The 19,255-nt window shown below is 42.4% G+C and carries 19 protein-coding genes; 9 read left to right on the top strand and 10 right to left on the bottom strand.

From position 1 onward, the window contains the following. Positions 1-57: 57 nt before the first annotated feature. A complete protein-coding gene (locus tag I2432_RS02465; protein ID WP_043983780.1) occupies positions 58-1,092 on the bottom strand; it encodes an ABC transporter permease in 1,035 nt (344 codons plus the stop codon). A gap of 3 nt (positions 1,093-1,095) precedes the next feature. After that, positions 1,096-1,821 carry an ABC transporter ATP-binding protein gene (locus I2432_RS02460; RefSeq protein ID WP_012678429.1) on the bottom strand — a complete coding sequence of 242 codons (726 nt, stop codon included), beginning with the start codon at positions 1,819-1,821 and terminating at the stop codon, positions 1,096-1,098. 536 nt (positions 1,822-2,357) lie between these two features. Here I2432_RS02460 and I2432_RS02455 point away from each other — a divergent pair. From I2432_RS02455 to I2432_RS02445, 3 genes are all read left to right on the top strand, one after another. Continuing rightward, positions 2,358-2,666 (top strand): hypothetical protein, encoded by a 309-nt coding sequence (locus tag I2432_RS02455; protein ID WP_043038651.1) that lies wholly within the window; start codon positions 2,358-2,360, stop codon positions 2,664-2,666. Positions 2,667-3,122: 456 nt separating this feature from the next. Further along, positions 3,123-3,542 carry an HIT family protein gene (locus I2432_RS02450; protein WP_111689882.1) on the top strand — a complete coding sequence of 140 codons (420 nt, stop codon included), beginning with the start codon at positions 3,123-3,125 and terminating at the stop codon, positions 3,540-3,542. Then, entirely contained in the window at positions 3,539-3,835 is a 297-nt protein-coding gene (locus tag I2432_RS02445) for a hypothetical protein (RefSeq protein WP_012679094.1), read from the top strand. Before I2432_RS02450 ends, I2432_RS02445 begins: the two co-directional genes overlap by 4 nt. Positions 3,836-4,004: 169 nt before the next feature. Here the strand turns inward: I2432_RS02445 and lytR are convergent, their stop codons facing one another. From lytR to I2432_RS02425, 4 genes are all read right to left on the bottom strand, one after another. After that, complete coding sequence (gene lytR, locus I2432_RS02440; RefSeq protein ID WP_165625996.1) at positions 4,005-5,267, bottom strand: glycopolymer--peptidoglycan transferase LytR; 1,263 nt, start codon at positions 5,265-5,267, stop codon at positions 4,005-4,007. Continuing rightward, the gene (locus I2432_RS02435; RefSeq protein WP_014622377.1) at positions 5,268-5,795 is read right to left on the bottom strand and encodes a GNAT family N-acetyltransferase; all 528 of its coding nucleotides are present in this window, start codon (positions 5,793-5,795) and stop codon (positions 5,268-5,270) included. Next, a complete protein-coding gene (gene tsaE / locus I2432_RS02430) occupies positions 5,788-6,231 on the bottom strand; it encodes a tRNA (adenosine(37)-N6)-threonylcarbamoyltransferase complex ATPase subunit type 1 TsaE (RefSeq protein ID WP_014622376.1) in 444 nt (147 codons plus the stop codon). The genes I2432_RS02435 and tsaE overlap by 8 nt, the downstream gene beginning before the upstream one ends. A 366-nt stretch (positions 6,232-6,597) precedes the next feature. Continuing rightward, positions 6,598-8,058, bottom strand: a complete 1,461-nt coding sequence (locus tag I2432_RS02425) for an NCS2 family permease (protein ID WP_165620132.1) — start codon at positions 8,056-8,058, stop codon at positions 6,598-6,600. A 255-nt stretch (positions 8,059-8,313) separates the two neighbouring features. Between I2432_RS02425 and I2432_RS02420 the strand changes: the two genes are divergently transcribed. From I2432_RS02420 to I2432_RS02400, 5 genes are all read left to right on the top strand, one after another. Next, positions 8,314-9,126 carry an HAD family hydrolase gene (locus tag I2432_RS02420; protein ID WP_012678437.1) on the top strand — a complete coding sequence of 271 codons (813 nt, stop codon included), beginning with the start codon at positions 8,314-8,316 and terminating at the stop codon, positions 9,124-9,126. A gap of 351 nt (positions 9,127-9,477) precedes the next feature. Further along, on the top strand, positions 9,478-10,470 hold the full coding sequence (locus tag I2432_RS02415) for a PTS sugar transporter subunit IIB (RefSeq protein ID WP_012515071.1): 993 nt from the start codon (positions 9,478-9,480) through the stop codon (positions 10,468-10,470). 167 nt (positions 10,471-10,637) lie between these two features. Beyond that, entirely contained in the window at positions 10,638-11,447 is an 810-nt protein-coding gene (locus I2432_RS02410; RefSeq protein WP_012679089.1) for a PTS mannose/fructose/sorbose transporter subunit IIC, read from the top strand. Between the two features lie 15 nt (positions 11,448-11,462). Next, positions 11,463-12,374: a PTS system mannose/fructose/sorbose family transporter subunit IID gene (locus I2432_RS02405; RefSeq protein ID WP_012679088.1), complete on the top strand. Its 912-nt coding sequence runs from the start codon at positions 11,463-11,465 to the stop codon at positions 12,372-12,374. Positions 12,375-12,508: 134 nt separating this feature from the next. Further along, positions 12,509-12,892, top strand: coding sequence for a DUF956 family protein (locus I2432_RS02400; RefSeq protein ID WP_012678440.1), 384 nt, complete (start codon positions 12,509-12,511; stop codon positions 12,890-12,892). A gap of 166 nt (positions 12,893-13,058) precedes the next feature. Here the strand turns inward: I2432_RS02400 and I2432_RS02395 are convergent, their stop codons facing one another. After that, entirely contained in the window at positions 13,059-14,111 is a 1,053-nt protein-coding gene (locus I2432_RS02395) for an acyltransferase (protein ID WP_151374899.1), read from the bottom strand. 599 nt (positions 14,112-14,710) lie between these two features. On the opposite strand from I2432_RS02395, the gene serS reads away from it, so the two are divergent. After that, positions 14,711-15,988, top strand: coding sequence for a serine--tRNA ligase (gene serS / locus I2432_RS02390; protein WP_206158973.1), 1,278 nt, complete (start codon positions 14,711-14,713; stop codon positions 15,986-15,988). 229 nt (positions 15,989-16,217) lie between these two features. Here serS and I2432_RS02385 read toward each other — a convergent pair whose 3' ends face one another. The 3 genes from I2432_RS02385 to I2432_RS02375 are packed head-to-tail and all read right to left on the bottom strand — an operon-like array spanning position 16,218 to position 19,224. Further along, complete coding sequence (locus tag I2432_RS02385; protein ID WP_012515065.1) at positions 16,218-16,988, bottom strand: acetyl-CoA carboxylase carboxyl transferase subunit alpha; 771 nt, start codon at positions 16,986-16,988, stop codon at positions 16,218-16,220. Beyond that, positions 16,985-17,851: an acetyl-CoA carboxylase, carboxyltransferase subunit beta gene (accD, locus tag I2432_RS02380; RefSeq protein WP_014622368.1), complete on the bottom strand. Its 867-nt coding sequence runs from the start codon at positions 17,849-17,851 to the stop codon at positions 16,985-16,987. The genes I2432_RS02385 and accD overlap by 4 nt, the downstream gene beginning before the upstream one ends. 8 nt (positions 17,852-17,859) lie before the next feature. After that, positions 17,860-19,224, bottom strand: a complete 1,365-nt coding sequence (locus I2432_RS02375; protein WP_043040143.1) for an acetyl-CoA carboxylase biotin carboxylase subunit — start codon at positions 19,222-19,224, stop codon at positions 17,860-17,862. Positions 19,225-19,255: the final 31 nt, after the last annotated feature.

The raw sequence follows: 19,255 nt of genomic DNA, 5'->3' as shown, positions 1-19,255 counted from the left end.
CCCCTCCTTTTCTATCTTCTGTAACCAGTTATCCCTATTTTACTTGTTTTAAAGGACTTAGTCAATCATCTTCTTTAACTTGTACGGTAAGTAAAGAAGATTTAATAATCCCATCGCCACAATCAACACAAGAGCATTTTGCCAAGAACGGCAGAGCACAAGATTGACGATAAGCATCAAACCACTTAATTGCCTCAACAAAGAAAGTAGATTTCTTTGCTTATGCTGCGGTTTAGTCGGGTAAAGCCCACTCATATAATGGTAATCATAATGATGATAAAGTGATAATAACTGAAAAAGACTTAAATAATGAAAGACCAAGGCCAAGCCTACTGCTAAATAAGGGTTGGAAATAAAGGCAAGAGCTAAAGAGCTAAGCAAGAGCAGACGTAAAAATAGCCCTAAATAATCAGAGCTTCGTAAAAATGCCCTTAAATATAGGTTTGTCCAAACCTTTTTGCTATCTGCCTTGACAAGCTTAAGTATAGGGTTCAAGTAAGGTCTTTCCTTAACCTTGGTTGAGATTCCTTTAACATTTGTAAACAAAGCATAAAACTTTAAAATGGCCTGCTGGCGATCTGCCTCAAAAGCAATCGCTTTTTCCCAATCAAGCCCCTTGGAGCTCAAAAAGCTTGCCACCTTACGCTTTAACAGTAAGCGCTTAGCCAGCACCAAAACACCAAGCAATAGCACAAAGGCAAGCAAGGAAACACCAAGCCTTTGAAACAAAGGAAATAAAGGTAACAGCAAGACCGTTTGAAGGCTAGACCAAAGAATAAAGGACAAGCGCTCTGCTGACCTGATATGGGCAATAACCTCTGCCTCCTTGGTCAGCAAAAAATGCTGATCAGCCCTTTCAAGATAAGTGGCAACAGACCCCAGACTAAGCAAAAACAAGACAGCAATCAACAAGCCTAGCTGAATCGGTAGAGGATTAGCAGGAAAATGCTTGAGTAGTTGACTGTACTGAAAAAGAATAAAGCCCAAAAGAAACAGCAAGACAAGAACAAAATGATCATTAAAGACATAAGGCAAATACTTGGTATGCTTATGCTGAAACTCCTGACGACGCTTACGAAATAATGCCTTCATAGCTTACCCCTCTTTTGTCAGCGCTAGGTAAATGTCATTAAGACTAGCTGAAGCATCTCCAAAGACTGCCTGCAAATCCGCCAGAGTCCCTTGCGCACGCACCTGCCCCTGATGCAATATCACAAAGCGGTCACACATTTTTTCTGCCGAATCCAGCACATGGGTACTCATTAGAATTGACTTGCCCTTTGCCTTTTCAACCTCTAAAGCCTTAATCAAATCAGCAATTGCTAAGGGGTCAAGCCCCAAAAAGGGCTCATCAAGAATAAAAAGACTAGGATCAATGACAAAAGCGCAAATAATCATAACCTTTTGCTTCATTCCCTTAGAAAAATGCACTGGAAACCAATCCAGCTTATCCGTCAAACGAAACAGCTCTAAGAAGGGCTCAGCTCGCTTATGTGCCAGCTCCACATCAATATCATAGGCCATAGCTACCGTATTGATATGCTCTGCTAAGGTCAGCTCCTCATATAAGCTTGGTGTTTCTGGGATAAAGCCAATTTTCTTGCGATAATCAGCTTCATGCTCCGCCAAGGTTAAGCCATCAATGGAAATCCTTCCCTTATAAGGCTTTAAAAACCCAATAATTTCATTAATCGTTGTTGACTTACCAGCACCATTTAGACCAATAAGCCCTACTAGCTCTCCATTTCCAACAGAAAAGCTAATATCCTTCAAAACTGGAATATTAAGGTAGCCTCCAGTGACATTCTCAATGTTTAACATATCATTTCTTTCTAATATCTAATCTATTGTAGCTTTGCATACTAGCTTCCCTAGATGACAGGTTATTAGCCTAGACAGATAGGACTTACTAGGCAATGCTTTGTCATCATCAGCCTATCCAGCGCTTTGAAGCACTGATAAGACCGATTAGCTTGACCCTACTTAAGAAAGCTGGGGCAGCTAATACTAAGGGTACACTTATATTAGCTATTATAACAAATTTCTGCACAGAGCGTTAACTGTTTTGATCAATGCTCCCATCAGCTAAAAACGCTGAGTGAATCTGAAGTCTATTTTAAGATCATCAAGAAAAAGGCCTAGCTATAAAAACAGAGGCTATATTAGCTTGATCTATCAGTCCTAACCATCTATCACATCATATTCGAATGACCTGGTGATCCTAAATAGCAGCTCATCTAAGGCGTCATCTAAAAAATCATGATAATATTATCTTATTGTATTGAATTTTTAATAATATAATGTTATCGTTAACATGTAAATAAGTGTTGCGTCTTTAATGACAAAGGAGGTATGTTATGAATTTGTCACGCTTTTTAACATTTGGTTTGGTATCACTTTCAGCACTTTCAATTTCAGGCCTAGTCCAAACAGAGGCTAAGGCTAACGAATGGCAGACTATCTTTGAAAAGCCACAGGAGGTGGTTATCACAGATGGCTGGCAAACTATCTCTGAAAAGCCACAGGAAGTAAACACTGCAAACGAATGGCAGGTCAGCTCTGAAGAAGCTCAAGAGGCCGTTCCTGATAAATTCTCACAAAATGAGGACCCTAGCCTATGGGCTGTTCCTGATAAATTCTCGCAAAACGAGGACCCTAGCCTGTAGTAAAGCCATCCGCACTCGATTGAAGATAAGGCCTATGTTGCTGATGCTTCAATCTTTTTTTGTTCTAAAAGCTTTCTCAGCCTTAACTGTCAAGAAGTTCCAGCACCTCATACTCTCTGAAACTCTTGTCCTTACAGATATTGTGCCATGTCACTATCATACGATAATGCGCAAATGCACACCTTTTAAGGATCTAGCTTACAGCACATAGCAAGCCTAGCTGTGTGCTTAACCATAATCGCTTGTCCATCAGCATGATTCAAAAGGCCCTGCTAGTCATGTGATCGATAACCATTAGCTCCAGCTACAAACAATTGCAATATAGACCAGTACATGCTAAGATAGCTATAGTATGAGATAGCTATGGTCACTGAGCAACTACTGATTTCTTATTCTAAAATTATTCGACTACTGATTTGAGCTGAGCCATTGCTACGCAGACGAAAGGATTATCACATGGAAAATTGTATCTTTTGCAGCATTATTAGCGGTGAGATTCCCTCCTCCAAGGTTTATGAGGATGAGCAGGTACTCGCTTTTTTGGATATTTCGCAAACAACAGCGGGTCATACCCTCTTGATTCCTAAAAAGCATGTCCGAAATATCCTGGCAATGGACGCCGAGACAGCTGGTCAAACCTTTGAACGATTACCTAAAATCGCTCGCGCTATTCAAAGAGCAACTGGTGCTACTGCAATGAACATTATCAACAATAATGAAGAGCTAGCTGGTCAGACTGTTTTTCACGCGCATGTGCACCTCGTTCCTCGCTACAGCCAAGAAGACGGGATCGCTATTCAGTATACAACACATGAGCCTGACTTCCCAGCCCTAGCAGCCTTGGCACAACAAATTAGTCAGGAGATTAGCCAATGACTCTAAAAACAATGACCACAATTGGTCTCACATCCGTTTTAGCCTACCAAGTGTATCGTAAACGTCATCAAATCAAAGAAACCCTAGTAGCCATGCAAACCTCTAAGAAGGCTATCCAGGCCGATGTTGATAGGATTAAGGCAAATCTCGCCATCATTCAAAAGGAGGCTCGAACGCTTCAAGCAGCAGGAACAGAATTAGCCTACAAATGGCAGGCCTTTAACCAAGAAGCTCAGGCCCATCTGACTGAAATCCAACAACGTATGAGCAAGTACCAGCAGGAAACCCCATAAGCCTAAGCAGACTACCAAGCCTCAAGGTGACAAAAAAGGGCTCTATCGTTTCTGTAGTGGACAAGTCCGCTATAGGGATTATGGGCTCTTTTTGTATGTACAAAAAAGACGAAGAAATTACTCACAGGATCAAGCCTTGATGAGATTTCTTCGTTTTTTTGGCTGTGCCCTAAGGCACTGCTGGTGTACCAGTGGTTGTACCGCTTGATTGCTGCTCTGCTGGTGAGTCTGCTTGAGGGCTAGGAGTCACATTAGCTGCTCCTGACTCTTGTGTACCAGCTGTTGTGTCCTGATAGGTGCTGCTAGAGGACGTCTCTGAGGAATAGGTTGAGTACTGGGTAGATGAGTCTGTATAGGCTGGCAGGCTGCCTGAATTGTAATAATAGCTGCTATCTTGAGTAGACTGAGTTTTTAACGAGCCATAAAGGTTTTCGTAAACTGTGGCAGTCGTTTTTAGCTGACTAAGCTTTTCAAGGCCTAATTCAGCACGAATGCGATTTTGGATTTCTAAGAGATGGTCTGAGGTCACAATTTGATAGGAGCCGCCATCTGACAAGGTCGCTCCCTCACCCTTTAGCTGATAGGTCTTGATATTTTTAAGGGCGTCTGTATAGCCTAAAAGATTAGGAATGGTTCGTGATGATATTTCAATGTTGGTTTGCATATTACCACTAACAGCTGACAAGATCTTTCGGTAGGAGCTGATACTGTTAAGGGCAAGAATCTTTTTCAGCACCTTTTGAATGACCTCTCGCTGACGCTTCTGACGACCATAGTCTCCCTCTGGATCATCATAGCGCATTCTAGCATATACCAAGGCCTGCTCTCCATTTATCTTGTGAGTTCCTGGTGCAACGGTAGCCTGATACTCAGGCTCATTGTCTGCAATAGAGATAGGAAAGTCAAATTCATTGGTAACAGTAATGCCACCAACAGCATTAACCAAATCAATGAGCCCTTGCATGTTAATCTGAACGTATTTGTCAATCGTGATATTTAGCAAGTCCTGAACCGTCATGATAGCCATCTGCGCACCACCAGCTGCATAAGCAGCATTTAGCTTAGCCTCTGCTCCATTCATCTCATTATCATTTGGGCCTGATAAGGTGATTAGAATGTCTCTTTCTAAGCTTGTCATGGTTGTCTTTTTGGTCTTAGGGTTAATCGTAACCAGAATCATAGAATCACTATTTCCTTGCCAGGTAGAGGTTCTGTGAGACGATCCTGTGTCAACTCCCATCAATAGAATTGAAAAGGGCTCTGTCTGTTGAATGGCATCACTTTTTTTGGAGGACGTTGCAAAATCCTTAAAGGTCTTTGACAATTCTCCAGTTGAAAAGGTATAGGCATTGGTTAGGTAAACTCCCATAGCCCCCAAGGTCAACAGCACAATAGCTGTCAGCATTAAAAAGATTTTTTTTCCAATTTTCATCTATTCACGTTCCAGATATTTACGCATAAGGTAAACATCCTGATAGTCTCCATTTCTTGATTTGACGTCCTTTCTTTTGACGCCCTCTATTTTAAAGCCATATTTCTCATAAATATGATAGGCACAAGTATTTCGAGCCTGAACCTCCAGCTCCAAAGCACAAAGCTGCTTTGTTTCTCTGGCCCAATCAAGGGCAGTCTCCATCAACAGCTGCCCTAGGCCATGATTGCGGTAGGATGTCAAGACCAGCATAAAGCAATCGCCAACATAGCTGGTCTCACGATATGCTTTACCAGCTATATTTAGCAGGCCAGCTAATGTATCTCCCACCCTTAGCAAAAGGCAAATATCTGTCAAAGATTCCTGACTAGCCTCTAGAAAACACTCAAGCTCCTCTACGGTAGCAGCTATGACGGCCTCAGTCCCTGTGATAAAATCTGTCTCATCAGCAGCTTCCTTGATTAGGGTGATCAAAGCTGACGCATCTGAGGCCTTGGCCTCTTCGATTGTCACCACCTGCTCAGACATGCTTAAGCTCCTCAAGAAGTGCCTCTGATCGATGACCATGTGCTAGATAATCAACCTGCCGGCCTGTTTCTGTTTTTGTTATTAAAATTTCAAGGTAGTCATGCAGGGTTTCCTCGGCTAAAAGCTCGCCCCACTCAATCACAGTAACCCCACCACCAAAGATAAAATCATCTAAATCAATAGAGTCTGGATCATCACCAATCCGATAAACATCTAAATGATATAAGGGTAGTCTTCCCTCATATTCTCGAGCGATAGTATAGGTTGGGCTTTTAATCATCTGATCAATCCCCAAACCCTTAGCGATCCCCTTGGTCAGCGTTGTTTTACCAGCACCTAAGTCACCAGTCAAGATAAGCACATCTCCTGCCTTTAGCTGTCTACCAATGCCTTGCCCGTAAGCGATCAATTCATTCTCATTTTTGCTATAAAACATAAGGCTATTATAACAGAAAAAAAACGGTCTTCCAAGCCTAAGCCAGCCTGTCAGTAAAATATTCTAGGCTCGTAAGCCCTCATATAATGTCGTCAAAGCTCAATCAGCTTTAAAGGCCAATAAATCAAAAGAGCCATCAGCAAATCAAGCGAGTCTAACAGTCATGATATTCTGCTGTAATAGCCAGGACTAAATGCTCTAGAAATCAATTCGAAGCTCTAAAACCCTAAGATCTAGTCTAAATATAGGACTAGGAAAAGGCGGCAATGCCTATGATCTTAGAAAGCCCATAGTCCCAGTCCAGACGGTGATCCCTGTCTTTATTGTCCCAACAAAAAAGAGGCACCTCGGTACCTCATCAGTCATTTACAATAACGCTAAAATGATAAAATTCAGAATAAATAAGAAGGTTGCTCCCCAAAGAATCGGGTGAATCTCCTTGGTTTTGCCCTTCACAAGCTTCACCAAGCAATAGAAAATAAAGGAGCCAGCCACACCGTATGAAATAGAGTAGCAAAGTGCCATAAAGAAAGCGGCAAAGAAGGACGGTAAGGCAACATCAAAGTCGCTCCAATCAACATCAAGGAAGGACGATACCATCATAACACCGACAATGATTAAAGCTGGTGCAGTCGCAGCGGCTGGAACAATTCCCACGATCGGCAGCAGTAAAACAGATAAGACAAAGCAGACAGCAGTTGATACAGCTGTTAGACCTGTACGTCCTCCCTCTGCAATACCAGCAGCAGACTCAACGTAGGTTGTGGTGTTTGAGGTCCCAAATAAAGCTCCGATTGAAGTACCAATAGCGTCAGCAAAGAGCGCGCGGTCCATTTTTGAGCTAAAGCCAGAGCTGTTTTCTAAAGCTCTCTCATCCTCCTCAGAGAAAATCCCTGTTCGACGACCAGTTCCAACAAAGGTTCCAATCGTATCAAAGGTATCAGACAAGCTAAAGGCAAAGATCGTCATTAAAACAAGCGGCAAGCGGCTTGAATCACTAAACAGTGACGCCATACCATCAAAGGCAGCCAAGAATGTTGTCCCTAATTCGGCAAAGGCTGAGCTGATGTGATTGTCCGCAAAATTAACAGCAGAAAGATCAACCACTCCAATAGGAATACCGGCTAAAGTTGTAACTGTAATACCAATTAGGATGGCTCCACGAACGTTCTTAAGCACAAGCACTGCTGTTAGCAGCAGACCAAAAACTGCTAGCAAAACACTCGGATCGGTGAAGGTTGAAATAGCTGGAACCACACCACCATTAGCATTAACAGAGAAGACGCCATTAGCAAATGTTTCAGCAGTTGCCTTAGCTGGCTCAACACCATTTACAGTAACAATCTCAGCAGATGATAGCGAAAAGGTGATCAGGTTAGCATTTTTAAAACCTAGATAAGCAACAAAGACTCCAATACCTCCGCCAATAGCATGCTGCAGGCTTACTGGAATAGCCTTGATAATGCTCTTGCGAAGCTTTGTGACAGTGATAAAGATATTAAACAGACCACAAAGAAAGACAATAGCCAAGGCCTCCTGCCAAGAAAATCCTAAGCTAAAAACAACAGTGTAAGTAAAGAAAGCATTAAGTCCCATACCAGGAGCCAATGCGTAAGGCACATTAGCAAACAAACCCATGATCAAGGTAGAGATAGCAGCTGCAATGATAGTCGCTAAAAACACCGCCTGAGACGGCATACCCGCTGCACTCAAAATACTTGGGTTAACAAATAAGATATATGACATCGCAAAAAAGGTCGTCACACCAGCCATCAGCTCTGTTGAAACCGTCGTGCCATTTTCTTTTAACTTAAAAAACTTTTCCATTTGAATGGAGTCTCCTTATTGATAGGCAAAATCAAAAAAGCCCTTATCTCATCAGATAAGCTTTTTCTCTTAAAACCAAATGATTATTATCGTTTTACGAACGATATATTCATCATAACATTTTATCGTTCTATTTTCAATAGCTTTTTTCGTTTGTTTATCATGATCGTTCAAAATTTAACAGCCTTTTTCTATCAACCGTCCAAGCAGCAATTTTCTCTTCCACTGATCCTAAAATTTGTTATAATCTAGTGTATGACTAAAAAACTAATTGCTATTGATTTAGACGGGACTTTATTGCATCACGACAATACCATCTCTACCTATACTCAAAAAACCATTAAGGCCGTCCAAGCTAAGGGACATGAGGTCATCATCTCGACAGGACGTCCTTATCGTATGGCTATTGACTACTACCTTCAGCTAGAGCTAAAGACACCTATGATTAGCTTTAATGGCTCTTTGACCCACCTACCTGAGCAAAGATGGAAATACGAGCATAATGTGACTCTGGATAAGGCATACCTTCTCAAACTCCTAGCAGTGCAAGAGGACTTCCAGATGGACTTTATTGCTAGTGAGTACCGAAAAGCCTTCTACATTACCATGAATAGGCCTGAGAGCATTGACCCCAACCTTTTTGGTGTTGAGGCCATCACACCAGATATGGCTTTACAGATCGACAAAATCACGCAGGATCCAAATGCTCTTCTCATGCAAACGCATCATGAGGATAAGTATGCCCTAGCCAAGGCCATGCGCGCCTTCTTCAAGGACGAAATTGAGGTGGACTCTTGGGGTGGTCCCTTAAATATCCTTGAGATGTCCCCCAAAAACATTAATAAGGCCTATGCCTTAAAATACCTGCTTAGCATTTACAACAAGGAGCCTAAGGATTTAATCGCCTTTGGTGATGAGCATAACGACACAGAAATGCTGGCCTTTGCCGGAACCGGCTATGCCATGAAAAATGCCAGCCCTGTGCTGCTGCCCTTTGCAGACCAGCAATTAGCCTACTCCAACGAAGAAGACGGAGTCGCTAGAAAACTAGAGGAGCTTTTCTTATGAAAGCAAACGAAACCATTGTTTTGCAGAAAACGATGGTTTTCTTAATGCCGTTTCCGTCAATTGATGAAAGAATTTCTAATATTTTCGTTATTTTTCAGCATATTTTCTTTTTTATGCGGCATAAAAATCCCTTTATTATCAATATTCTACTTATTCGGCAGCGCATTATGAAAATTTTTTCATATTTCGTAAGATTTTTCCGAAAGGGCTTGATTTTTAAGTGAAAACGTTTTAAAATAGAGACGTTCTTGAATTTCGTTTAAGTGAAAAAGAATTGCCAAATGCTATTTGGAAGGAGATTATTCTTCTTCATTTCAACGAAAAATATTTTAATAAGGAGGAAGAACAAGAATGGGTATCGGTATTATTATTGCCAGCCATGGTAAATTTGCTGAAGGTATTCATCAATCTGGTTCTATGATTTTTGGTGAACAAGAGAAAGTTCAAGTTGTCACTTTCATGCCAAATGAAGGACCAGATGACCTGTATGGACACTTCAACAATGCTATCGCACAATTTGATGCTGATGATGAAATCCTTGTACTAGCTGACCTTTGGAGTGGTTCTCCATTTAATCAGGCTAGTCGTGTGGCAGGAGAAAATCCTGATCGCAAAATGGCTATCATCACTGGTCTCAACTTGCCAATGCTTATTCAGGCCTACACTGAGCGTTTGATGGACGCTAATGCAGGTGTTGAACAAGTCGCTGCAAACATCATTAAAGAATCTAAGGACGGTATTAAAGCCCTTCCTGAAGAGCTCAATCCAGTTGAGGAGGCTTCTACAGCTAATGGTGGTGGTCAAGCGCTTCAAGGAGCTATTCCTAAGGGAACTGTCATTGGAGATGGTAAGCTAAAAATCAACCTTGCTCGTATTGACACTCGTCTTCTTCATGGTCAGGTAGCAACTGCATGGACACCAGCTTCTAAGGCTGATCGTATTATTGTAGCGTCAGATTCTGTGGCTAAGGACGAGCTTCGTAAGCAATTGATCAAGCAGGCGGCTCCTGGTGGGGTTAAGGCTAATGTTGTTCCAATCAGTAAATTGATTGAGGCTTCTAAAGACCCACGCTTTGGTAACACTCATGCTCTTATCTTGTTTGAAACTGTTCAGGACGCCCTTCGTGCGATTGAAGGCGGCGTTGAGATCAAAGAGCTGAACGTTGGATCAATGGCGCATTCAACAGGTAAGACAATGGTTAATAACGTATTGTCTATGGACAAGGATGACGTTGCTGCCTTTGAAAAATTACGTGATCTAGGTGTGTCATTTGACGTTCGTAAGGTGCCAAATGACTCTAAGAAAAACCTGTTTGAGCTTATCCAAAAAGCAAATGTGCAATAAGCAATCAGATAATAGGCAGGCCTGTTGAGCTCAACAAGCCATGCATCTTATCTAGACTGCTGCGATGATATGATAAGCCTGATGATTGCTTCTAGACAAATCATCATCACTTAATAACGCTTTATATTGTCCATTGACAATTGACTCATATACGAAAGGATAACAAAATGTCAGATATTTCATTAATTTCTGCAATCTTGGTCGTTATCGTTGCCTTCTTTGCCGGTCTTGAAGGTATCTTGGACCAATTTCAAATGCACCAACCACTTGTTGCGTGTACCTTAATCGGACTTGTGACTGGTCACCTTGAAGCAGGTGTTATGCTTGGTGGTACTCTTCAAATGCTTGCACTTGGTTGGGCAAACATTGGTGCTGCTGTAGCTCCTGACGCTGCTCTTGCATCTGTTGCAGCGGCTATTATCATGGTTAAGGGTGGCGACTTTACTCAAAAAGGGATTACCTTTGCATACTCAACAGCTATTCCTCTTGCGGTTGCAGGTCTTTTCCTTACTATGATTGTTCGTACCATTTCAACTGTACTTGTTCACGCTGGGGACAAGGCTGCTTTAGAGGGTAACTTCTCTGCTATCGAGCGCTTCCACTTTGCTGCACTTCTTCTTCAAGGCTTGCGTATTGCTGTACCAGCTGCACTTCTTGTTGCTGTGCCAACTGAGGCCGTTCAAAGTGTCTTGAAGGCTATGCCAGCTTGGTTGAATGAAGGTATGCAAATCGGTGGTGCTATGGTTGTTGCCGTAGGTTACGCTCTTGTTATCAACATGATGGCTACACGTGAGGTATGGCCATTCTTCGCACTTGGTTTTGCCCTTGCAGCTGTGACCCAATTAACACTTATCGCTATGGGTGTTATCGGTGTGGCTATTGCCTTTATCTACCTTAACCTTTCAAAACAAGGTGGTAACGGTGGAGGTCGAGCAGGCTCTGCTGACCCAATCGGCGATATCCTAGAAGACTACTAGAAAGGGGTAAGATTAATGACTGAACAAATTAAATTAACAAAAGCTGACCGTAAACGTGTTTGGTGGCGTTCACAATTCCTTCAAGGGTCTTGGAACTATGAGCGTATGCAAAACATGGGTTGGGCTTATGCACTTATCCCAGCACTTAAAAAGCTTTACACAACTAAAGAAGATCGTGCTGCTGCACTTGAGCGTCATATGGAATTCTTTAACACTCACCCATATGTGGCTGCTCCTATCATCGGGGTAACGCTTGCCCTTGAAGAAGAACGTGCCAACGGTACTGCTATTGACAACGCTGCTATCCAAGGGGTTAAGATCGGTATGATGGGACCTCTTGCAGGTATTGGTGATCCTGTCTTCTGGTTTACAGTGCGTCCTATCCTTGGTGCTCTTGGTGCTTCTCTTGCACAAACTGGTAACCTTGTCGGTCCACTCCTTTTCTTCTTTGGCTGGAACATTATCCGTATGGCCTTCTTGTGGTACACTCAAGAATTTGGCTACAAGGCTGGATCTGAAATCACCAAAGACATGTCAGGTGGTATCCTACAAGACATCACTAAGGGAGCTTCTATCCTTGGTATGTTTATCCTTGCTGTCCTTGTACAACGCTGGGTATCTATCAACTTTACCATCAACCTTCCAGGCAAGCAGCTTTCTGAAGGTGCCTATGTTGTCTTCCCTGAGGGAGCCGTTAAAGGTGCTGAGCTAAAAAGTATTCTTGGACAAGCTATGGGTGGCATGAGCCTTGATAAAGTTCAATCACAAACCCTTCAAGGGCAATTGGACTCATTGATCCCAGGACTTGCTGGATTACTACTTACCTTCCTTTGCATGTGGTTATTGAAGAAAAAAGTATCACCAATCGCAATCATCATTGCCTTGTTTGCATTTGGTATCATCGCACACCTTCTTCACATCATGTAATAAAGATTAAGGAATTGGGGGCTTCCCAGTTCCTTAATTTTTGGCTGCCTAAAGCCTTAGCAAAGGCCAGTATTCAGCCTGCTACAAGCTATATTTTTATGTTATAATAAACAAAAAACAATAAAGGACTTATTATGGCACAATCTTTAAATCAAAGGGTGATCCTTCAGACAACAGCTGTCTCCTATCTTGGAATCGGAGGAAAGGTTGGGAAAATCTTACTTGGAGATAAGGCTTTGGAATTTTACAATGATAAAAACGTTGAGGACTTCATTCAAATTCCCTGGACGGCCATTAACCAAATCGGTGCCAATGTTTCTGGAAAAAAGGTCAGTCGTCACTTTGAAATCTTTACCGATCAAGGCAAATTTCTCTTTGCTTCAAAGGATTCAGGAAAAATCTTGAAGGTTGCTAGAGAAACAATTGGCAATGACAAGGTCATCAAGCTGCCGACCTTGGTCCAAACCATAATAGCAAAGCTATTTCATCGTCAAAAAAAGGATAAGAAATCTCATTGATGGGCCTGCCTTAACTCAATATTACGGTCATAGACCAGCATGATAATACTCTTAGACATAGCACCATAGCAATATGTCTAAGAGTTTTTTTCGTTGCTAACAAAAAAGCTTGAAAAACAAGCTTAAGCAAATCCTTTCTTCAAGCTAAATCTAACCTTACTCCTCATCAATCTGCAAAGGGGATTTTCTTGTCCACCCATTTCAACAAATTTTGAAAGCCTAGTTTTTTAAAAAGCATCAATCTTGCCTGTTCAACCAAAAAGGACAAGAAATAAATCACAATGCCGACACCAAATATCAGTAGTGGATATAAAAGGATAGGAGCATTGACAAAGGGCTCTGCAAAATCACGAATAATAAATTTGACCAGCAAGGGGTGTAAGTGCACCAGATAAATGCCTAAGGTCGTTGGAGATACGATCACAATAAAGCGCAGCAGAATAGTTTCTGATGTCAGCTTTAGCTTAGCAAAAAGGATAAATAAAGCGATAGCTCCCAAGGTCAGGCTGGGAGACACATACCAGTACCAGATATTTCCCACCATAAATTTCATGATATAGGTAACCACCAAAGATCCCATATAAACCGCAATAAGAAGCTTATGACTAATCCTGCTTAGCTCTATTCTCCTTAAATAGGCTCCAACAATGTAGAGAATAATCAGCCAGGTCATTTCAAAGCCCTTGCTTAAGGAAAATTCATCGACCTGCTGATTCATCAAAGCTGGGATCAACGAAAAAACACCAAAAACCAGCAGCACCAAGCGGCCTAGCTGCTTATTGGATAAGGTATTGAGTCCACCATTGATCATAGGCATAAAAATCAGCAAGCCAAAATAGGCTGTGATATACCAATAATTGCCACTCACTATGGGAAATAGGGCCTGACGCCAATTCTCCAAGCTAACTGGAAAGCCAAATAGGGCAAACAAAAGGGTCATCAGAAAGCTATAAAAGAAAACTTGTACCCAAATATTAACGATTTTGGAATATTTATAGGGCGACTTAATGCCCACATAGCCACTAATCAAAGCATAGCAATTGACAGCTCCATAAACAAGAACCTGAATCATCCAGGTAACAATAAAATAAGAATCTGCCTCACCTTCGACAGTTGACCGCAAGCCACCCTTTCCCAAAACATGTGTGATCACAATCATAAACATGGAAATGATTCGCAATAAATCTAAACCGTAATGGCGGTGCTTATCTAATGTCATTACATTTTTACACATAATATTAGTTTACCACAATTTTTAATATTTAACGATTTGATTTTGTCTGACAACGAGATTTTTTGTGCCTATGACCTAAGCTCTACTTGTCATCAGCCTTTTGTATTACTGACGCTCCGCGACAGACGCATGAAAAAGTTTTAGCAAGAAAAGAAAGCTTTCTGTATTTCAAGGATATGTCTTGTTTTTTATAGACTTTACTATAGGAAAAACATTGAAAGTGTCTACTCTAATTCCAAAATAACTAGTTCGCGCGTTTGATGTAGCTGACACTCATTTGGGAGTTTACTTTTTCTCCTTTTTTGTTATAATAGGTCTAGCGGATAAGTAGTCTGGCTCTGTCTTTCAGAGAGTCTGTGGTTGCTGAAAACAGATAGAGGAGTCATACGAAATTCTACCGTCTACCAATTAAATATGAATTAAGTGCACAGATTGTGAAGCTGGATGGAACCGCGCTCAGGCGCTCCAGTGTATTCATAGGCTGTGCTTTTTTATCTCGTCAGAAATAGCAAAGCCATCAGCTAGTTTTGCTCGTGCTATTTTATAACTGACCATCTTATCACCACTAAAAAGGAGATTTATTTATGCTAGATCTTAAGCGTATTCGTACCAATTTTGATGCTGTCGCTGCTAAGCTCAAGACACGTGGTGTGTCAGAGGATACCTTGACCACCCTAAAAGCCTTAGATGAACAGCGACGCGCCCTGCTTGTTCAAACAGAAGAGCTAAAAGCTCAGCGCAACATCGCCTCTGCTGCTATCGCCCAAGCCAAACGCCAAAAGAAAGACGCTAGCCAACAGATTGCTGACATGCAGCAGCTAGCTGCTAACATCAAGGCAATTGATGCTAAGCTAGCTGACATTGACCAAGAAATTACCGGTATCATCACTGTTTTGCCAAATACTCCCCATGATTCAGTTCCTATTGGAGCTGATGAAGAGGACAATGTAGAGATTCGTCGCTGGGGAAAGCCACGTCAGTTTGATTTTGACATCAAGGCGCATTGGGATCTTGGAGAAGCCTTAGATATCCTTGATTGGGAGCGTGGCGCAAAGGTTACCGGTGCTCGCTTCTTATTCTATAAAAATCTTGGTGCAAGGCTGGAGCGTACCCTTTATAACTTCATGCTTGATGAGCACCTAAAAGAGGGCTATCAAGAAATCATTCCTCCTTATATGGTTAATCATGACTCTATGTTTGGCACTGGTCAATATCCAAAATTCAAGGAGGATACCTTTGAGCTAGATGGGACAAACTTTGTTCTTATCCCAACTGCTGAAGTCCCATTAACCAATTACTATCGTGGTGACATCATAGATGGTAAGGAGCTGCCAATCTACTTTACTGCAATGAGCCCATCATTTCGCTCTGAGGCTGGCTCTGCTGGCCGCGACACTCGTGGCTTGATTCGCTTACACCAATTCCATAAGGTCGAAATGGTTAAGTTTGCTAAGCCTGAAACATCTTATGATGAGCTGGAAAAAATGACCGCCAATGCCGAGCATATTCTCCAAAAGCTAAAGCTCCCTTATCGTGTCTTGGCTCTTTGTACTGGGGATATGGGCTTTTCGGCCGCTAAAACCTATGATTTAGAGGTTTGGATCCCTGCTCAAAACACCTATCGCGAAATCTCAAGCTGCTCAAATACCGAAGATTTTCAAGCACGACGCGCACAAATTCGCTACCGCGATGAGGCAGACGGCAAGGTTAAGCTGCTACACACCCTAAATGGCTCTGGGCTTGCTGTCGGGCGTACCGTAGCTGCTATCCTAGAAAATTACCAAAATGAGGACGGCTCAGTGACGATTCCAGAAGTGCTTCGTCCTTATATGGGAGGACTAGAGCTTATCAAGCCACGCTAAAGCCAAAGATTGACCGAATAAGGCGTCAGCACGACAATTAATGGGCTCTATCTTTCTATAGTGGGTAAGGCCACAGCAGAAATGATAGAGCTTTTCCTATGTACAAAAAAAGGCTCTTTATCAATTGTAGGGGGACAAAGAGCCGATTAATGAGATTGATCCTAACAATAAAGAAGACCTCTGTAACTCCTAGCTAACTGCTAGCCTTACAGAGGTCTTTTTGATGTCCTTAATATTTTCTAAAGCGCTGGTAACGCTGATCCAGTAATTCCTCCAAGGACTTAGCCTGTAGCTGAGTGATTTCGTCAATTAAGTGTGATCTTATCATCTCAATAATCTCACTCGAAAAATAACCCCGCTCTGGAATAATCCGATCAATGACACCCATTTGATACAGCTCAGCTGCGGTAATTTTCATGAGCTCAGCAGCTTCAGTAGCCCTAGAGCCATCCTTCCAGAGGATAGAGGCAAAGCCTTCTGGACTAAGAACAGCGTACATGGTGTTTTCCAGCATCCAAACCTGATCAGCAACAGCTAAAGCTAAAGCACCGCCTGATCCGCCCTCGCCAATAATAATAGCAATGATAGGAACCTTGAGGTCACTCATTTCCATCAAGTTTCTGGCAATAGCTTCACCTTGACCGCGCTCCTCAGCACCGACGCCCGGATAAGCCCCTGCTGTATTGATAAAGGTAATCACCGGACGGCCAAATTTTTCAGCCTGCTTCATTAAGCGTAAGGCCTTACGGTAGCCCTCTGGGTGTGGCTGACCAAAATTTCTAGCTAAATTATCCTGAAGATTTTTTCCTTTTTGAATACCAATCACTGTGACCGGTTGATCAGCCAAATAGGCAATTCCACCAACAATAGAGCCATCATCAGCAAACTGACGATCCCCATGCAACTCCATAAACTCATCGAAAATCAAACTGGCATAATCTAGAGCTGTCATTCGACCCTGGTCACGCGCTTCCTTTAATATTCTTGCGACGTCTGTCATGATACACCTCCATGAAATGCCACCAAATGAGCAATCCGATCACGCAGGTCAGTCCGCTTCACAATAGCGTCAACAAAGCCATGCTCTTTTAAGAACTCTGCCTTTTGAAAGTCATCTGGTAAATTTTCTCTAACTGTCGTCTCAATGACGCGTCGACCTGCAAAACCAACCAAGGACTGAGGCTCTGCGATAATCATATCACCCTCCATTGCAAAGCTCGCTGTCACACCACCTGTGGTCGGATCAGTTAGGATAGTCAGGTAAAAAAGCCCAGCATTTGAATGTCTCTTTACAGCTGCAGAAACCTTAGCCATCTGCATCAGACTCATAATGCCCTCTTGCATACGGGCTCCACCAGACGCCGTAAAAATAACAACTGGGAGCCGCTCATTAATAGCCAGCTCAAATAAGCGAGTGATTTTCTCACCAACAACGGTCCCCATGCTTGCCATGATAAAATGCGAGTCCATGATGGCTAAGGCAAGCCTTTGTCCCTTGACCAGAGCTGTTCCAGTCAGCACAGCCTCATGCAAGCCAGTAGCCTGCCTTGCCTTTTGTAGCTTGGCTTGGTAGTCTGGAAATCTTAATGGGTCCTTGGTTTCAATATCTGTAAACAATTCCTGAAAGGAGGCTTCATCGACGGTTAAGGCCAAGCGCTCCTGAGCAGAAATCCTAAAATTATAGGAGCAGGTCGGACAAATCTTTGCCGGTCCTAGATCCTTTTGATAAATCATGTGCTTACAGGCAGGACACTTGGCAAATAATTCGTCTGGCACCTCTGGAACATTACGACTGACAGAGCTTTTGAGAGAATTATTGGGAGTAATACGGATATATTTGTCTTTTTTACTAAATAAGGCCATACCTACTCCTAATCTTTATTGTAGCTGGGTAAAAAGGTCTCCATCAAAAATGAGGTATCGTAATCACCCGCAATCACTTGCTTGTCTGAAATCAAGTCCATCTGAAAATCAATATTGGTCATAATCCCTTCAATCTCTAACTCAAACAGAGCCCTTTGCATCTTCATCAAAGCATCAAATCGGTTATCTCCATGAACGATAATCTTAGCAATCATACTATCATAATAAGGCGGTATCGTATAACCACTGTAGACAGCAGAATCAACCCTAAGCCCAACACCTCCACTTGGTAGGTAAAGATCTGTAATCTTACCAGGGCTTGGAGCAAAATTAAAGCTTGGATTTTCTGCGTTAATACGACACTCAATAGCATGGCCTGTAATCACAATATCCTCTTGGCGAACTGATAAAGGAAGACCTGCTGCGATCCGCAATTGCTCCTTCACAATGTCAACGCCTGTAACAAACTCTGTTACGGGGTGCTCTACCTGAACACGCGTATTCATCTCCATAAAGTAAAAATCACCGCTAGCTTCATCTAATAAGAACTCAATTGTGCCAGCATTCTCATAGGACACCGCCTTGGCAGCACGAACAGCAGCTTCACCCATCCTTTGACGCAGTGTTGTGCCAATCGCAATCGAAGGGCTTTCCTCCAGTACCTTTTGATTGTTACGCTGTAAGGAGCAATCTCTCTCTCCAAGGTGTATCACATGCCCCTGTGAATCACCTAAAATTTGCACCTCAATATGCCTTGCCGGATAAATAACCTTCTCCAAATACATGGCACCATTACCAAAAGCTCCTAGAGCTTCTTGACTAGCAGCATTAAAAGCAGCCTCTAAATCAGCCTCGGATTCAACCTTTCGGATTCCTTTACCTCCACCGCCTGCAGCAGCCTTTAGCATCACTGGATAGCCAATCCGCCTTGCGACCTCAAGGGCCTCTTGGGCATTGTAAACCTCGCCGTCTGAGCCTGGAATAACAGGAACACCTGCCTTAATCATCTCAGCGCGGGCGTTGATTTTGTCGCCCATTTTATCCATGACAGCTGCTGAGGGGCCAATAAACTTGATGTTCATTTCCTCGCACATGGTCACAAATTTTGAATTTTCACTTAAAAAACCAAATCCTGGGTGGATAGCCTGCGCCCCTGTCACAATAGCTGCCGACAAGACAGAATTCATATTGAGATAGGATTCCTTTGATCTTGACGGTCCAATACAGATGGCCTGGTCTGCCAAGATCGTATGTAAAGCCTCTTTATCAGCCTCGGAATAAACAGCAACTGTGGAAATGCCTAATTCTCGTGCTGCACGAATAATCCGCACTGCTATTTCACCACGATTGGCAATTAAGATTTTGTTAAACATAGGTTTCTTTTTTCCTCCACAGACGATTAGT

It is taken from the genome of Streptococcus equi subsp. zooepidemicus (assembly GCF_015689395.1).
In the GTDB taxonomy this organism is placed as follows: Bacteria; Bacillota; Bacilli; order Lactobacillales; family Streptococcaceae; genus Streptococcus; species Streptococcus equi.
Note: the sequence above shows the minus strand (reverse complement) of the source record. Positions and strands in the feature narration are given on the sequence as shown.

What these genes read in the sequence shown, in the direction of transcription:
- I2432_RS02460 (WP_012678429.1), bottom strand. Translation starts at nt 1,821, where the DNA reads ATGTTAAACATTGAGAATGTCACTGGAGGCTACCTTAATATTCCAGTT.
- I2432_RS02385 (WP_012515065.1), bottom strand. Translation starts at nt 16,988, where the DNA reads ATGACAGACGTCGCAAGAATATTAAAGGAAGCGCGTGACCAGGGTCGA.
- I2432_RS02435 (WP_014622377.1), bottom strand. Translation starts at nt 5,795, where the DNA reads ATGTCTGAGCAGGTGGTGACAATCGAAGAGGCCAAGGCCTCAGATGCG.
- I2432_RS02415 (WP_012515071.1), top strand. Translation starts at nt 9,478, where the DNA reads ATGGGTATCGGTATTATTATTGCCAGCCATGGTAAATTTGCTGAAGGT.
- I2432_RS02445 (WP_012679094.1), top strand. Translation starts at nt 3,539, where the DNA reads ATGACTCTAAAAACAATGACCACAATTGGTCTCACATCCGTTTTAGCC.
- I2432_RS02465 (WP_043983780.1), bottom strand. Translation starts at nt 1,092, where the DNA reads ATGAAGGCATTATTTCGTAAGCGTCGTCAGGAGTTTCAGCATAAGCAT.
- I2432_RS02400 (WP_012678440.1), top strand. Translation starts at nt 12,509, where the DNA reads ATGGCACAATCTTTAAATCAAAGGGTGATCCTTCAGACAACAGCTGTC.
- accD (WP_014622368.1), bottom strand. Translation starts at nt 17,851, where the DNA reads ATGGCCTTATTTAGTAAAAAAGACAAATATATCCGTATTACTCCCAAT.
- I2432_RS02455 (WP_043038651.1), top strand. Translation starts at nt 2,358, where the DNA reads ATGAATTTGTCACGCTTTTTAACATTTGGTTTGGTATCACTTTCAGCA.
- I2432_RS02425 (WP_165620132.1), bottom strand. Translation starts at nt 8,058, where the DNA reads ATGGAAAAGTTTTTTAAGTTAAAAGAAAATGGCACGACGGTTTCAACA.
- tsaE (WP_014622376.1), bottom strand. Translation starts at nt 6,231, where the DNA reads ATGTTTTATAGCAAAAATGAGAATGAATTGATCGCTTACGGGCAAGGC.
- I2432_RS02375 (WP_043040143.1), bottom strand. Translation starts at nt 19,224, where the DNA reads ATGTTTAACAAAATCTTAATTGCCAATCGTGGTGAAATAGCAGTGCGG.
- I2432_RS02420 (WP_012678437.1), top strand. Translation starts at nt 8,314, where the DNA reads ATGACTAAAAAACTAATTGCTATTGATTTAGACGGGACTTTATTGCAT.
- serS (WP_206158973.1), top strand. Translation starts at nt 14,711, where the DNA reads ATGCTAGATCTTAAGCGTATTCGTACCAATTTTGATGCTGTCGCTGCT.
- I2432_RS02395 (WP_151374899.1), bottom strand. Translation starts at nt 14,111, where the DNA reads ATGACATTAGATAAGCACCGCCATTACGGTTTAGATTTATTGCGAATC.
- I2432_RS02450 (WP_111689882.1), top strand. Translation starts at nt 3,123, where the DNA reads ATGGAAAATTGTATCTTTTGCAGCATTATTAGCGGTGAGATTCCCTCC.
- I2432_RS02405 (WP_012679088.1), top strand. Translation starts at nt 11,463, where the DNA reads ATGACTGAACAAATTAAATTAACAAAAGCTGACCGTAAACGTGTTTGG.
- I2432_RS02410 (WP_012679089.1), top strand. Translation starts at nt 10,638, where the DNA reads ATGTCAGATATTTCATTAATTTCTGCAATCTTGGTCGTTATCGTTGCC.
- lytR (WP_165625996.1), bottom strand. Translation starts at nt 5,267, where the DNA reads ATGAAAATTGGAAAAAAAATCTTTTTAATGCTGACAGCTATTGTGCTG.